General features: G+C 63.5%; 13 protein-coding genes. 7 read left to right on the top strand and 6 right to left on the bottom strand.

Annotated features, from left to right (window positions below):
- Positions 1-85 precede the first annotated feature (85 nt).
- The gene (locus A3A9_RS39040) at positions 86-1,468 is read right to left on the bottom strand and encodes a VpsF family polysaccharide biosynthesis protein (protein WP_051370990.1); all 1,383 of its coding nucleotides are present in this window, start codon (positions 1,466-1,468) and stop codon (positions 86-88) included.
- 1 nt (position 1,469) lies between these two features.
- Positions 1,470-3,551 carry a GumC family protein gene (locus A3A9_RS0117180; protein ID WP_051370988.1) on the bottom strand — a complete coding sequence of 694 codons (2,082 nt, stop codon included), beginning with the start codon at positions 3,549-3,551 and terminating at the stop codon, positions 1,470-1,472.
- 368 nt (positions 3,552-3,919) lie between these two features.
- On the opposite strand from A3A9_RS0117180, the gene A3A9_RS0117175 reads away from it, so the two are divergent.
- Positions 3,920-5,443 carry a glucosamine inositolphosphorylceramide transferase family protein gene (locus A3A9_RS0117175; protein ID WP_027059875.1) on the top strand — a complete coding sequence of 508 codons (1,524 nt, stop codon included), beginning with the start codon at positions 3,920-3,922 and terminating at the stop codon, positions 5,441-5,443.
- A 94-nt stretch (positions 5,444-5,537) separates the two neighbouring features.
- Positions 5,538-6,746 carry an FAD-dependent oxidoreductase gene (locus tag A3A9_RS0117170; protein ID WP_027059874.1) on the top strand — a complete coding sequence of 403 codons (1,209 nt, stop codon included), beginning with the start codon at positions 5,538-5,540 and terminating at the stop codon, positions 6,744-6,746.
- A 343-nt stretch (positions 6,747-7,089) separates the two neighbouring features.
- Here A3A9_RS0117170 and A3A9_RS44035 read toward each other — a convergent pair whose 3' ends face one another.
- Together A3A9_RS44035 and A3A9_RS0117160 are read right to left on the bottom strand one after the other, a co-directional pair.
- Positions 7,090-7,266, bottom strand: a complete 177-nt coding sequence (locus A3A9_RS44035) for a hypothetical protein (RefSeq protein WP_245279056.1) — start codon at positions 7,264-7,266, stop codon at positions 7,090-7,092.
- 49 nt (positions 7,267-7,315) lie between these two features.
- Complete coding sequence (locus tag A3A9_RS0117160; RefSeq protein ID WP_027059872.1) at positions 7,316-8,389, bottom strand: LacI family DNA-binding transcriptional regulator; 1,074 nt, start codon at positions 8,387-8,389, stop codon at positions 7,316-7,318.
- Between the two features lie 203 nt (positions 8,390-8,592).
- On the opposite strand from A3A9_RS0117160, the gene A3A9_RS0117155 reads away from it, so the two are divergent.
- Positions 8,593-9,624 (top strand): hydroxyacid dehydrogenase, encoded by a 1,032-nt coding sequence (locus tag A3A9_RS0117155; protein WP_027059871.1) that lies wholly within the window; start codon positions 8,593-8,595, stop codon positions 9,622-9,624.
- A gap of 520 nt (positions 9,625-10,144) precedes the next feature.
- On the opposite strand, the gene A3A9_RS0117150 is transcribed toward A3A9_RS0117155, so the two are convergent.
- A complete protein-coding gene (locus A3A9_RS0117150) occupies positions 10,145-10,411 on the bottom strand; it encodes a hypothetical protein (RefSeq protein WP_027059870.1) in 267 nt (88 codons plus the stop codon).
- A 345-nt stretch (positions 10,412-10,756) separates the two neighbouring features.
- On the bottom strand, positions 10,757-11,677 hold the full coding sequence (locus A3A9_RS41230) for a YoaK family protein (protein ID WP_245279055.1): 921 nt from the start codon (positions 11,675-11,677) through the stop codon (positions 10,757-10,759).
- A gap of 400 nt (positions 11,678-12,077) precedes the next feature.
- Between A3A9_RS41230 and A3A9_RS44030 the strand changes: the two genes are divergently transcribed.
- The 4 genes from A3A9_RS44030 (at position 12,078) to A3A9_RS0117120 (ending at position 15,189) form a co-directional block, all read left to right on the top strand.
- Entirely contained in the window at positions 12,078-12,170 is a 93-nt protein-coding gene (locus A3A9_RS44030; protein WP_152536123.1) for a putative RiPP precursor, read from the top strand.
- Positions 12,171-12,310: 140 nt separating this feature from the next.
- The gene (locus A3A9_RS44025) at positions 12,311-12,400 is read left to right on the top strand and encodes a putative RiPP precursor (RefSeq protein ID WP_152536122.1); all 90 of its coding nucleotides are present in this window, start codon (positions 12,311-12,313) and stop codon (positions 12,398-12,400) included.
- Positions 12,401-12,714: 314 nt separating this feature from the next.
- On the top strand, positions 12,715-12,930 hold the full coding sequence (locus A3A9_RS0117130) for a CsbD family protein (RefSeq protein ID WP_027030177.1): 216 nt from the start codon (positions 12,715-12,717) through the stop codon (positions 12,928-12,930).
- A 150-nt stretch (positions 12,931-13,080) separates the two neighbouring features.
- Positions 13,081-15,189 carry a catalase gene (locus A3A9_RS0117120; protein ID WP_027059868.1) on the top strand — a complete coding sequence of 703 codons (2,109 nt, stop codon included), beginning with the start codon at positions 13,081-13,083 and terminating at the stop codon, positions 15,187-15,189.
- Positions 15,190-15,212: the final 23 nt, after the last annotated feature.

Here is a 15,212-nt window from a genome sequence, read left to right as displayed (position 1 = left end):
GCGATTGGCGAAAGCCGTTACGACATCCGATCTCCCCCCTTGAGGGGGAGATGTCCGGCAGGACAGAGGGGGGCGTCGTAGAGCGCTACCTTCGCCCCGCTTGCGTCCCTCGCCCCACCTTCCCCACCGGCCTATAAAGCACCAGCGCGATCACCACAAACTTCGTCATCAGCGTCGTCTTCGACGCCAGGCTTTCGGAGGTGTTGAGAAGGATCAGCCAGCCCAGCATCAAAAGCCAGATGCCGGGGCGGCAGTGGCGCGCCACTTCGTGCATGAACAGGGCGAAGCCGACGAACAACAGCAAGGTGAAGAAAGCGCCCTGATAGAGGACCATGCGGACGACCGGGTTCTCGATGCCTTGCTCGAGGCCGCTGATGCGGCGCAGGCTGTCGATGAGGTCGATGTCTGGCCCCACGATCACGTCGCGCAGTTCCAGATGATTGAACAGGTCGAACATCTCGACGCGAGCATTGGCGCTGCCGCTGTCCGACACGAAGCGTTCGAGCAGCGCGTCGAAAAAGCCGTAGGACGCGGCGACCGCGATGACCACCGGGACCAGCGCGGCAAGGATGAGGCCGAGTGCCGCGCCAAGCAGGTTGACGCGCCCGGTGCGCAAGCCGCGCAGGCCCTGGAGGGGCATGTAGCAACCGCCGAGCACGATCGTCAGCACCATCGCCGAGCGGCCGCCGAAGGCGACGAGCGCCGCGCATTGCAGGCCGATCAGCCCGAGCCGCACCGGCATGGACAGCGATTTCGAACCGGAGAGCAGCGCCAGCACATAGATCGAGGTGACCGTGGCATTGGACAGCGGATGGCCCTGAAGCGCCGTCGAGCGCAGGTCGCTCATGAACACCTCGCCGTCGAGGCGATAGGGAAAGATCAGCGTCTTGGTGGCGAACTCGAACAAAGCGAGCAGCGCGTTCGCGGTCATGACGGCGTGAACGACGGTCTGCATCCGGGCAAATGTCTTGTCGTCGTTCTCGGCCAGCATCATCACCAGCAGCGCCGGCGCCACGAAAGTGTCGATCATGCCCGCCATGCCGGGGCGTTGGCGCGCGATGACGACGACCAGCAGCACGATCGAGATGACCGCCATCAGCGTGCTGGCCGGCCGCCGGTCGGCTATGGAAACCATGTAGCCGACCGGATTGCCGAAGGTGCAGGCGCGCCAGGCAAACACCAGCACGAGCAGATAGGTGGACGGGTGGATCTTGGTGGCGGGGTTGCCGGTCAGGCCGTCGTAATTATAGCCCACCAGCCACAGCATGCCGCCGGAGATGGCGAACAGCAGCGCCACAACCGCGACCAGGCCATAGCTGGTCAGCCAGTCGACCGAGCCACCGGCGCGCGCAGTGGCCTGACCCGAACTTGCTTGCCCCGGACCGGCCCAGCCGGCTGCAGGGTTGGCGGCCCCCCGGGCGCCTGCCCCTCGGGCGCCGGTCCCGGTGGCGGGCCAAGCGGTGGCCATGTCACGCCGCCTCGTCGACCAGCAAGGCGCCGGTCGGCAACCGCCCCATGACGGAGATGGCCTGCGAGGCCGCCGTGACATCGCGCATCGGCGTCGAGTTGAGCGTGGCGACCATCACGATCTCGTCGACCATGGCGACCAGCGGCGAGGCGTTGAGGTTGTCGGCCAGCGCGCCGCCGTCGACGACGACGAGGTCGAAATTGCGGCCCGCCTGGGCCAGCATGTGCTGCGTGAAATAGACGCCCTGCGCTTCGGAGAAGACAGCCTTTTGCCGGCCCCTGCCCATGACCGCGACATTGCTGCCGGCCGTGTAGTGGCTCAGCGCCTCGAAGGCGTATTCGCCGCGCAGCACGTCGAGGAGACCGGGCTGCGGCTCCTTCTTGCCGCTGCCGGCATTGGTGTCGATGAACAGGACACGGCTGCCCCTGGCAGCCGCGGCATTGGCCAGCAGCCGCGCCACCCGGCCCCGGTGAACGGCGTCCTCGGGTGGCGAGGTCAAAAGTATGGATGGCACCAGTGGCCAGTTCGGCGGACGCCGGCTGGAGGCGAACAGGCGCCTCAGCGCCAGCCCCGCGACCGCATCTGTCTTCTGCCCGGCCGGCGCCGTACTGCCAAAAGGCCACCAGCGGCGGCCGCCGCCCGATTTTGCCGGCAGCACGCCAAACACCGGCGCGTCGATGGCCGATTGCATCTGCGCGCTGGAAAGCACGGTCGGCGAGGAATATTCCGCGATCAGTGCCAGCGCGGTGCCCAGCCCCAGCCCGCCGAAGAGCGCGCCGAAAACCAGCAGCGGCAGAGGCGGCCAGCTCTTCTTCAAGGCCGGCATGGCGTTGGAGATGATGCGCGCATTGGTGCTGTCGACATTGATCTGTTCGCGCGTTTCCTGCGCCCGCTGCAGATAGGTGGCGTAGACGGAGCGCACCGCCTCGAGGTCACGCTGCAATTCGCGCAGCCTGACCGAGGCCTGGTCGGTGTCGAGTGACTTGCTCTTCATGCCGGCGACCTTGGCCTCCAGCGCCTGCTGGTTGGCCAGCGCCCGCTCGTAATCGGTCTCGGCGGCGGCGCCGATGCGGCCGAGTTCGCGCGCGATGAGCGCGCGCGTGTCGCGCAGCTGCTGCTGTGCGGCGATCATCGAGGGGTGGCGCGGCCCAAGTTCGGTGCCGAGCTGCGAGACCTGGTCGACAAGCGTCGCCTCCTGCGCCCTAAGACTTGATATCACCGACGAGCGCATGGCTTCCGAGGTCGCGTCCGGCGCGCCGCCGGAGCGGCGCAACTGGTCGACCTGCGCCTTCAGCGTCGCGGTGCGGCTCTGCGCGGCGGAGAGCTGCGTGTTGATCTCGGTCAGTTCCTGGTCGCTGACCAGATTGCCCGCCGCCATCACCATGTTGTTGGCGGATTTGTAGGCCTCGACCGCGTTCTCGGCCTGCTGCACACGCTTGCGTTGCTCGTCCAGCCGCGCGGTGATGGAATCGGAAGCGTCCGTGGCCATCTTGGCGCGCGCGCTTGCCTGGTCGGCCAGATAGGCCTGCGCGATGGCATTGGCGAGCGTTGCTGCCTTGTCGGCGCTCTTGGCGGTGACGATCACATCGAGCACCAGCACCTTGTCGGCACGCTTCACCGCCAGCCGCCGGCGCAGCGCATCGAGCGTCTTGCCCGTCCTGTCGGTTTCGGCCGACCCCGAGCCGAGCAAGCCGCCAAGCAGACGGTTCACCAGCCCGCCCTGCCCGTTGAATTCCGGATCGTCGGTCAGGTTGGTTGCCTGGATGGCTTTCAGCAGCACGCCCGTCGACTGGACGACGCTGACCTGGCTTTCCACCATGGTGATGCCGCCATCGGGGGGCACGCGGCTCGGATTGACGTCGTTGGTGACCACCTGCAGGTCTTGCGGATCGACAAGGATTTCCGCCACCGAGCTGTAGAGCGCCGGCGTCAGCAGTGCGTAGAGCAGCGTGCCCAGCGTCAGCAGCGCGGCGGTCAGCAAGATCAGGAAGCGACGGCGCACCAGGATGCGCTTCAGGTCACCCAGCTCGACGGTCGAGGATGCGTAGGACGCCGTCGGCACTGGCTCCGGGGCGTATTGCATCACCTCCGGAGCGTTTTGTTGCGGCAACGAGAGCAGGGATGATTGCAAAGGTCGCTCCGACAACACTCCATGTGCCTGCAAGTTTAAATTGCAGCCTCAACCTAGCTATGCCTTCAACTGTTAAAACACTGTTAATTATGTTGGGAGCTCTTCTGATTTTTGGTCCCGGGTTTACGCATTTTTGGCACGGAGTTTGCGTAATATTAGGCACAGGCGCTGATACGGGCGCGGGCGAACAGGAGACGCATGGAAATGGGGCAGCACTTCAATCCGGCCCCGCCGTGCCGCCATCGCCCCTGCCCTGATATCGAACACCGGCCAGATGCCAGACATCGCAATGCCAGACATCACAACGCCAGGGGTGCGACATGCAAGTGAGCCTGCGCCTGGACAGCGAATGCGTCCGTGCTTTCCACCTGACGCTGCTGCAGCGCCTGGCGGCATTGCCGCAGGTCGAGGTTTCCGTCGACGCCCGCCCGGCGGGGGGTGGCATTCCAGGCAGCGCCGCCGCGCTGTTCCAGCTTGAAACGGTCATCCATGGCCTGCCCGCGAACGGGCTGGCCAAGCGCCTGCCGCCTTCGGCGCTGGCGCCCTACCGGACGCAGCCGCCCGCCTCTCCTGACCTGGTGCTCGACCTCTGCGGCGACGTCCATCTGGAAGGGACGCGGGTCTGGCGCGTCACCTATGACGGCGCCGCCGGCGAAGCCGCCTTGCTGGCGCTGATCCTGGCCGGCCGCACACCGATTGCCCGCATCGAGGAGAATGGCACCACTGTGGCCGAAGGACGCCTGGGCACCGAATATGGCGGCATCGCGCTGGCCTCCTTCCAGGACATGCTGGCGCGCACCGCAAGCCTGATCCTCGCTGCAGTGACGGGTGCTGCCCATGCCGCCCTGCCAGTGCTGCCCGAGCCGGCGCACGCCGGTGCTCCACCGGCGATCCCCTCCACCGCCAAGCTTGGCATCAGGGTGGGCAAGGCGCTAGCGCGGCGCATCGTCCAGAAGATCTATCATCTCTGCTACAACGCACCGCACTGGAAGGTCGGCTGGCGCGAGACCAAGGGGCAGGACCTGTTCAACCTGCGCGCGCATCCGGCATCCGGCTGGCAGGATCTGCCCGACGACGGCAGCCGCTTCTACGCTGATCCCTTCCCGATCCTCTACCAGGGCAAGGTGACCCTGTTCGTCGAGGACTACATCCATCGCCTCGGCAAGGCCATCATCTCCGCCGTGCCCTTCGGCCCGTCGGGGCCGATCGGCCGGCCCGAGCCGGTGCTCGACCTGCCCTACCACCTCTCCTATCCCTTCGTCTTCGAACGCGATGGCGAAGTCTGGATGGTGCCGGAAAGCTGCGCCAACCGCACGGTCGACCTGTACCGCGCCACCGCCTTCCCCGGCGGATGGGTCAAGGAAGCGACGCTCTTGTCCGATGTCGTGGCCAGCGACGCCACCCTGGTCGAGCATGGCGGGCGCTGGTGGCTGTTCGCCACTGTCCGGGATGGTGAAGGCACCATCCGGGATGGCGGCGGCGCCTTCTCGGACGCGCTGCATCTGTGGTCGGCGCCTGACTTTCGCGGGCCGTGGACGCCGCATCCCAGGAATCCCGTATTGATCGACATTGCCTCGGCGCGGCCTGCCGGCCGCATGGTCGAACGCAACGGCCAGTTGCTGCGTCCGGTGCAGGATTGCCGCCGCAGTTACGGCGCCGCGCTTGGCATCGCACGCGTCGCTCACCTTGATTTGAACGGCATGGAGCAGGTTGTCGAGACCATCTTAACGCCTGGTAAGCTATGGAGCGGTCGCAAGCTGCACACGCTCAACGAGGCGGGCGGCCTGGAATTCATCGACGGCTCGGCGATCGCGCCGCGCTGGAAACAACAGGCCCGCCATTAAGGTAAACAAGTGTTACTACCGGGTGCGCGTATGGGTTGCTTGAGGTTGATAAAGGGCTGGAAGATATTTCCACTACAGATTGTGGAGAGAAACAATGACCAGCAGAAAGGGTAAAGACATGACTACCGCCGCGGCTGGCCCGGCCGAAGTGGACGTGGCCATCATTGGGGCCGGAATGGCCGGCACCACCCTGGCAATGGTGTTGGGAAACGCCGGCCGCAAGGTGGCGCTGATCGATCCGCACCGCATCCACCACGAGGAGTTCCGGGCCGAGAAGATCGGCATGAGCCAGATGCGGCAGTTCGAGAAACTCGGTCTCGACAAGACGATCATGCCTCTCGTCACCCCGATGAACGACATCCATGTCTTCCGTCTCGGCCAGCTGTTCGCACGGGAACACAAGTGGGAATACGCCTTTTCCTATGGTGCGCTGATCAACGGCCTGCGCGATGCCTTGCCGCCGCAAGTGCCGTTGACGGTCGGCAAGGTCGCCGAGGTGACGACCGGACCGGACCGGCAGCGCCTGGTGCTGGTCGACGGCGCCGTCATCGATGCCCGCCTGCTGGTGGTGGCCACCGGCTACAGTGAAGCGATAAGGCGCGCCATCGGCGTCGAGCGCATCGAACTGTCCAAGGCGCATTCGATGGCAATGGGGTTCGACCTCGCGATATCGCGGGAGGAATGCCCCTATCAGGCCGTCACCTCCTACGGCAAGCGGGCCGCTGACCGCATCGCCTACATCAGCGTCTTTCCCATCGGCAACAAGATGCGGGCGAACGTATTCCTCTATCGCAACCTGGCCGAGTCCTGGACGAAGGCGTTTCGCGAGGCCCCACAGAAGATGCTTTGTGAACTGATGCCCGAGATCGCGGCGCAGTGCGGCAACTTCGAGATATCAGGTCCCGTCGACGTCAGGCAGGTCAGCCTGGCCAAAACCCAAGGCCATCGCCGCGACGGCGTCGTCTTCGTCGGTGACGCGTTCTGGACGACATGCCCGACGCCGGGCATCGGCATCGGCCGGGTGATGACCGATATCGATCAACTCAGCACGGTCCACATCCCGCAATGGCTCGAAACGCCAGGGATGGCGGCAGACAAGATCAACGCCTTCTACGACGATCCGATCAAGGTCGCTTCGGATGAGGAAGGCATGCGCGTGAGCATCTACGCCAAGCAGATCACCACCGAAACCGGACTGGAATGGCGCGTGCGGCGCCTGCGCAACAACACGGCGCGGCAGCTGATGATCATCGGCCGCAAGGTGCGCCATCTGGGACTGCGGCGGGAGCCCGGAATGGCGTGAGGGTCCTCCCACTCTCTCTCGCTGTCGAAGGCAGAGGCGTCTTCCCTTCTCCTTTCCCCGGGGAGAAGGGAAGCGCTCGCCTTTTCTCTGGCCAGTCTTGTCTCTGGATTGCACCTGGCATCGACGGCAATCGCTGACCTCTGGGATTAGCTGAAACATCTCTCCCTTCGTCATCCCTGGGCGAAGCAAGGAGCGAAGCGACGCGGCGCAGACCCTGGGATCCATGCCGTGACATCAGACGACGAGTGCGGCGGATCAGGATAGTCGCCGCGGCGAAGGCCCGCTACGGTTGATGCATGACCGGCTATGTTTACATGACCGCGAGCCAGAAGCGCGGCATCATCTATATCGGCGTGATCGGTGTGAGCAACGATCGCTTGGTGTCGATCTCCTCGGGGCGCAGCAGCGGGATTTCCAGCAGGCCGATGCCCAGCCCCTTCAGCCGTTCCATCTGCGGCTCGATCAGGTCGAGGTCCCAGACCGGCGCAATTGCAAACGTGTGCGGTCCAAAAACGTTCATCGACTCTAGCCTTTCTGTTGGCGCGCCACCGCGGCCGCGGCGCTGCCGGCTATTGTCGGTTTCCGGGATGCGGGCCGTTGCCTGGCGAGCCAACGGATTCCCGCATCAAAACCTGGCAAGGTTCGAGCCGCGCGACTGGCGGCCCCTCCCCGCCTTCAATCCTGGCAAACAATGCCTCCATGGCGTGGCCGGCGATCTGGCGCACCGGCTGCACCACGGCGGCGATGGCCGGCCATGTCACCTGCATCCATTCGGCATCGTCGAAGCCGACCAGCGAGATATCGTTGGGGCAATGCCAGAAGCGGCGGCGGAATTCCGACAGCGCCACCAGCGTACCCTTGAGGAACAGCGAATAGACCGCCGTCGGGCGCGCTCCCCTACCCTTGCCTTCAACCCTGTCGAAATAGTCGCGCAGTTGCGCCCGCAGCGGCTCGACATCGGTTTCCGCAAGCACGACATCGATGCGCACATCCGGCGCCAGTTTCAGCGCCGTGGTACGAAATCCGTCGAGGCGCGCGCGCACGGTGGCCGCCTGCTCGCCGAGGCCGACCACCAGTATATGGCGGTGCCCCTTGCCGATCAGTTCGCGCGCCACTTCGGCGCTGGCGGCCGCACTGTCGGCCGACACGGTGTCGAAGGCGTCGTCCGACAGCACGCGGTCGATCAGCACGCCGGTCATGCCATTGGCTTTCATGAAATCGGCCGCCGGGCCATGCTCGTTGCGCACCGGCGCCAGCACGACGCCGGCAACCCGCCAGTCATGCATGCGGGCCAGGATTTCCGTTTCGCGCGCTTCCGATTCACGGCTCGACGCCGCCACCAGCGTGTAGCCGCGCTGCTCGGCCAGGCTTTCGAGCTGAGTGACCATCTGGCCGAAGAATTCGCTTTCGAATTCCGGCATGATGGCACCGATGATGCGGCGCTTGGCCCTCCGCATGTCGGAGGCCAGCGGATCGACGCGGTAGCCCAGCTGCTCAATGGCATCGAGGACGCGTTGCGCATTTTCGGGCTTTACCGTGGTGACGCCGGCCATGACCTTGGAGACGGTGGCGGCCGACACGCCGGCGCGGCTTGCCACGTCATGGATCGACGCACGCCGCTGCTGGTCCTGCCTATGCGCCATGGATCCTCCTCCCGAGGCGCGGACATCAGCACTTTGGTCCGCTGGTGAAATGAGTAAATCGATTTTTCGCAGTTGTAAATCGATTCATCGGCGGTATTTTAGCCGCCGAGCCACATGCCGCCCAAAAAGCATACAGCGATTTTGGGATAACGACATGTGCAAAGCAAAAGCGCGCTTGTAGCATCGCGCCGGGAGGAATCGTCATGCCAAACAAGGATTTGCCGCTGGTCATCAGCGCGCCGGAACCACGCACGCTCGAGCTGATCTTCACGCCGCCGCAGCTGGCGCGCCTCAAGGCGCATTACCGCATCGTCGAGACGACCGCCGAGGGCGTCGCCAAACTGCCGGCCGATGTGCTCGGTGAAGCCCGCTATATCATCGGCCAGCCGCCGATCTCGCCTGAGACACTGGCAAGCATGACGGCGCTGCGCTGCGTCTTCAATGTCGAGACCAATCTCATCAACAACATGCCCTACGAGACGCTGTTTGCGCGCGGCATCCATGTCGTCACCACGGGTCTCGTCTTCGCCGAGCCGGTGGCAGAGCTTGGCCTCGCCATGGCGCTCAACATCGCCCGCAACATCGTCGATGCTGACCTCGCCTTCCGCAAGGGCGAGGAGCTGTGGGGCGGCGACGGCAATCTGACAGCGCGGCTTTTGTCTGGCGCCGATGTCGGCATCATCGGCTTCGGCGATCTCGGCCGCGCGCTGAACCGCCTGCTGTCGGGCTTTCGCACCCGCACCAGGGTTTTCGACCCTTGGCTGCCGCCATCGATCCTCATCGACAACGGCGTCGAGCCGGCCTCGCTCGACGATGTGCTGACATCGAGCGACTTTGTCTTCGTCGTCGCCTCGGTGACATCAGAGAACCAGGGTTTTCTGGGCAGCCCGGCCTTTGCCTCGATGCGCAAGGGCGCCGCCTTCATCCTGCTCAGCCGCGCCGGCGTGGTCGACTTCCCCGCGCTGATGGCAGCGGTCAAGAGCGGCCACATCGTCGCCGCCAGCGACGTCTTCCCCGAAGAGCCGCTGGCGCCGGATCATCCCGTCCGTACCATCCCTGGCTTCCTGCGCTCCGCCCACCGCGCCGGCGCGCTCGACATCGCCTTCAAGCGCATGGGCGACATGGTGCTGGAAGACATGGACCTGATCGACCGCGGCCTGCCCCCGCTGCGCTCCAAGCGCGCCGAGCGCGAGACGGTGTCGAGGATGCGCTCGAAGCCGGCGGACAGGAATTAGGCGGATGGCAGCAGACAAAGGCCCAGTCCGCGATCACACCATATCGGAAGAGATTTAGAGAGTGCTAATTTAGTCCTGCGGCGGTGATCTCATCTCCGCTTTGGCCGGCGCCCTCCCTTACCCATCGGCCCCAACCGAACGGGCGCCGGCCATTTTAGCTGAAACTAAAATAACACCTGCTACGTTATTGCCGGTCTTGGGGTACGGCAGGTGAATTTGACAGCGTTCAGGAAGTTTCAGTGCCGGCAATGTCTGGGCGCCGGCAAGGTTTTCGATTGCGAAAAATGGTTGGCCTCCAGTGGCGCATGCTGTCCCCACGGTGTTTACCGCGCGGGGTGCAAGGGCCAAACGCGCGTCTGTCCAGACTGTCGTGGCAGTGGGTTGCAAACCGCTCCTTGATGGCGCTTCGTACGGCATCGCCTCGCATATGACTTCGAAGATGCTGCCTTGGCCTTCTGAGATCAGGGAGTGCCGAGCGAAAAGGCGAGGCCAAGATGGCCCCGCCGATCCCAGGAAACACTCAGCCCTTCTTCATCGCCTTCATGGCGTTATCCATGTGCATCATGCAATCGTCGGTCTTGTTTGCCTTCATCGAATCCTTGGCCATGTCCATTTCCTTCATGGCCATTTCCTTCTGCGGCTTCATGGCGTCACCTGTCATGGCGTCCATGTCGGTCTGTATCTTCATCATGGAAGCGTCGTCGCACTTCATCATTGCGTCGTCGGCGAAAGCAGGCTGGATCAGGCAGATGCCGAGGGCAGAGGCTGCAAGTATTGACTTAATCATGTTGGTCTCCTCACCTTTCAGGTGTCGGGGGAAAAAGCTCCCCGTTAGGAGTACGTCGCGAGATTTCGGTCCGTTACAGTCCAGCCAGAAATTAAAATCGATTTATCCATGGAACCAGAACTGACTTTCGTCAGACTAGCTGCCGTAATGATTTTCAACAGGCTGGCAGCCCTCGATAAGCTCTGTCATGTCCTGAGCGAAGCAAGGCCATTCGGAACTATATGTCCACTTCTTCGGAGGTGGTGTCCGATGACAGTAAGGCTTTGCGAAGCCCGGAGACTCAGGCCGCCCGCCGTGCCCGGCGGGCCTCGGGCAAGGCGATGGCGAAGAGCAGACCGGCACAGATCAGCAGCAGCCATCCGCCGATCGCCAGGTAGACGATGACACCACCGACGCCGCCGATGAAGAACGACAGGATGGTGATGAGATGCAACCGAAGGCGGGCCCTGGCATCGGCGCGCTGGGTTGGGTGCTGGCCAGAACCGCAAGCCCGAGACCGATATCGGTGGCCATTCCCGAGACATGCGTGATGCGGATGCGGGCATTGGATATGCGCGTCGTGGCCGCATTCTGCAGGCCCATCACGAAGCTGAGGCCAAGCACGAGTGCCGACCCGCTTTGGGCACTCGGCAGCCAGAGGTCGACCACACCCAGGGCAAGCAGCATCCCGGCCTCGAGCGTAATGCTGTAGGCATAGATCGCCCTCACGCCTCTGTTTCGGCCCGCTTCGATCAGCAGGCCAGAAACGAAGGCGCCGGCGATGAAAGCGATCACCAGGGACAGGAAAAGCCCGGCCAGGCCGAACTGCGCCAGGCCAAGGTGATCCGACAGCGCGGAGACATTGCCTGTCATGTTGGCGGAGAAGAAACCGGTGGCCTGAAAACCCGCCGCGTTGAGGGCGCCAGCCACGGCCGCGAGCAGCGCCGCGAGGCGAACGTCGATATCGATTGTCCTTTGATCGCCTTCGCGAACCAGCATTTCCCAAACCCTCTCGCCCTCTTGTAGCGGGAGCGGGACGCGGTGGCCATCGCGATGACCACCGCGAATATGAACGCTGAAAGCCCCGTGCGGCCTGTTGCGCCGACTATGCGTGATTTTAGCATCAGTAGAAGCTAAAATAGCAGGCATCGCGAACGTCAAGCTGCGGTTCAGTGTCTTTCCCAGTGCAAGGACTGAAAGCGGGAGCCGGCTAAAGAGCTCGGGACCGTCAAAGGTTTCTGTTGGCGCAAAGGCGTGGAACTTTCGCGCGGTATCTGCGTGCTTCACTCGGATCGTCTCCCATTCGATCCCGAACTCCTCCAGTCAAACCCCGTCAGGCTCCGGCCGGCGGGTTTCTCTATTTTAGCGATTGCTTGACAAAGGTCGCACGCATGCGCTTACCTCAGGCGTCAATAGGGATGGGGATTCCATGAAAAAGACCTACCAGAAGCCGCTTTTGGTAAAACGGGACAGGCTTTCGGCCGTAACCGCCGCCTGCCCCACTTCGGAAATTTGCGGCTGATTGGCATTTGGTCGATCCAGTATCGGCCTGATAAAGGCCGACGGCGATCGTGGCTCAATGTGAGCCTTGAGCAGAGCAGCCGGCTGGGCTGCCTACTTTAGCGGAAGCTTGACAAAAGACAGACGCAGGGCTTTCCTCATGCATATAGGGGAATGGGGACTCAACATGAAAAAGACCTACCAGAAGCCGCTTTTGGTGAAGCGCGACAGGCTGTCGATGGTGACCGCCAACTGCCCCGCTTCGATTTGCCCACGCTGATTTTTACCCTGGGGGACAGGCCATGAAGAAACCCTACGCCAAGCCGACGCTTTTGAAGCGCGAAAGACTTTCGGCGGTAACCGCCTTCTGCACCCCTTCGAATCCTTGCGAATCCTGATCTTTGCACAGGGGACAGGCCCATGAAGAAAATCTACGCCAAACCGACGCTTCTAAAGCGTCAGAAACTCTCGGCGGTTACCGCCGTCTGCCACACCTCGGTTTGCATCTGAAGCGCGTCGAAGCTTGAGACATGAGCGAGGTCGCGGCCTCGCACCGGGAGGAGGACCTGCACGACCCGCAACGCCCGAAAGCCCGCTCCCCTGAGGTGGCCGGCTTCTTGCTGTGATGGAACGATCCTCGCGCCGTGAAGTTTTCCATACAGCCGGGCGGTGGGACGCCCGGTGTACTCCAGAAGGCCCGTCACGATTCGCGTCGGTGGCGGGCCTTTTCGTTTTGCTGGCTCTCAAACGCATCGGAACTTTCCAAACAAAGCGACGTTGGTCCTCGCCGGTCAGGCAAGCAATTTCGCAAAAAGGAAAATCTCATGGGAAGCACCAGCGACAAGGCCTCGGGTCTCGCCAATCAGGCCGTAGGCAAAGCCAAGGAAGGCGTCGGCAAGGCCGTCGGCAATGATCGCCTGCGCGCCGAAGGCGCCGCGCAGGAAGCCAAGGGCAAGGTCCAGAAGGCGGTTGGCGACGCGAAGTCGGCCGTCAAGGATGCAACGAACAAGACCGCAGCCAAGATCAACAAGAACCTCTGAGGTTCCCAGGTCTTTAAAGCAAATCAAGGCCGCCGGGCGAACCGGCGGCCTTCTTCATTTCCGAATCAGAATTCGGCAGGGAACGCATTGCCGCCAGGGAGATTGAGGAACCAGCGCAGCCCGCGCATCGACCCCTCAAGGATTTCAGGCATGGCCAAGCAAGCATCGAAACCGGCTGGAACGTCCGCGACCATCCACGACCAGAAGCTGAAGCGCGGCGAAGGCGGCGAACTGCATCAGACCGCCTCGGGTTCGACGCCGCTGCTGACCACCGCGCAAGGCGGCCCTGTGTCCGACGACCAAAACTCGCTGAGGATCGGCGCCCGTGGTCCGACCGTGCTCGAAGACTTCCACTTCCGTGAAAAGATCTTCCATTTCGATCACGAGCGCATTCCCGAACGCGTCGTCCATGCTCGCGGCTATGGCGCCCATGGCTATTTCGAAACCTATGAATCGCTGGCCAAATTCACCCGTGCCGATATCTTCCAGCGCGCCGGCGAAAAGACGCCCGCCTTCGTGCGCTTCTCCACGGTGGCCGGCAACAAGGGCTCCGCCGACCTCGCGCGCGACGTGCGCGGCTTTGCCGTGAAGCTCTACACGCAGGAGGGCAATTGGGACATTGTCGGCAACAACATACCGGTGTTCTTCATCCAGGATGCGATCAAGTTTCCCGACCTGATCCATGCCGCGAAGGCCGAGCCGAACAGCGACTTCCCGCAGGCGCAGACCGCGCACGACAATTTCTGGGACTTCATTTCGCTGACGCCCGAAAGCATGCACATGATCATGTGGGCGATGTCCGACCGCGCCATCCCGCGCTCCTTGCGCTTCATGGAAGGGTTCGGCGTCCACACCTTCCGGCTGCTCAACGCCAAGGATGAATCGACCTTCGTCAAATTCCTCTGGAAGCCGAAGCTCGGCCTTCAGTCGGTTGCCTGGAACGAGGCCGTCAAGATCAACGGCGCCGACCCCGATTTTCACCGCCGCGACCTCTGGGACGCGATCCACGCCGGCAATTTCCCCGAATGGGAGCTGCAGCTGCAGCTGTTCGACCAGGCCTTCGCCGACAGTTTCGACTTCGACATCCTCGATCCGACCAAACTCATCCCCGAGGAGGTGCTGCGGCCGATCGCGGTCGGTCTCCTGGTGCTCGATCGCATGCCCGACAATTTCTTCGCCGAGACCGAGCAGGTCGCGTTCATGACGCAGAACGTGCCGCCGGGCGTCGACTTCTCCAACGACCCGCTGCTGCAGGGCCGCAATTTCTCCTATCTCGACACGCAGATCAAAAGGCTGGGCAGCACCAATTTCACCCACATCCCGATCAACGCGCCGAAATGCCCCTTCCACAATTTCCAGCAGGATGGGCACATGGCGATGCGCAACCCGGTCGGGCGCGCCAACTACCAGCCCAATTCATGGGATGAAGGTCCGCGCGAATCCCCGGCCAAGGGGTTCCGCTCCTTTGCCGAGGTCGAGGCCGGACCGAAGGCGCGGCTGCGGTCGGAAACCTTTGCCGACCACTACAGCCAGGCGCGCCAGTTCTACATCAGCCAGCAGCCGGTGGAACAAGGCCACATCGCGGCCGCGCTGACCTTCGAGCTGAGCAAGGTGCAAACCCCGGTCATCCGCGAGCGCATCGTGTCCCACCTGCTCAACATCGATGATGGGCTTGCGGCCAAGGTGGCGGATGCGCTTGGCCTGAAGACCATGCCCAAGCCCGCCGATGCGGCGGTGCCGACACGCCGGGATCTTGCCCCGTCGGATGCGCTCAGCATCCTCAAGAACGGCCCCGGCCGTTTCGAGGGCCGCAAGCTCGGCATACTGGTCACCGACGGCACGGATGCAGCGGTGCTCAATGCCCTGAAGCAGGCGCTGACCAAGGCCGGCGCCAAGTTCGAGATCATCGCGCCGAAAGTCGGCGGCGCCAAGGCCAGCGACGGCAGCTGGATCGACGCGCAGCAGATGATCGCAGGCGCGCCATCGGTTCTCTACGACGCCGTCGCGCTGCTGCCGGCAAAGCCGGCGATGGCCGATCTCTTGAAGGAATCCACCGCCCGCGACTTCGTCGCCGATGCCTTCGCGCACTGCAAGTTCATCGGCTTCGTCGAAGCGGCGGCCCCGTTGTTGGACAAGGCGGGCATTGCAAGGGATGAGGCGGTCATTGCGCTGGCATCCGCCAAGGACTCCGCAGGCTTCGTCGAAAGCCTCGGCGAGCTGCGCTTCTGGGCACGCGAGCCGAAGGTGAAGCTGGGCTGAACTTCGAACCGGATCTGGCTGCG

The organism is Mesorhizobium loti CJ3sym (assembly GCF_000472785.1).
GTDB lineage: Bacteria > Pseudomonadota > Alphaproteobacteria > Rhizobiales > Rhizobiaceae > Mesorhizobium > Mesorhizobium loti_E.
This window is presented reverse-complemented; position numbering and strand designations above follow the sequence as displayed.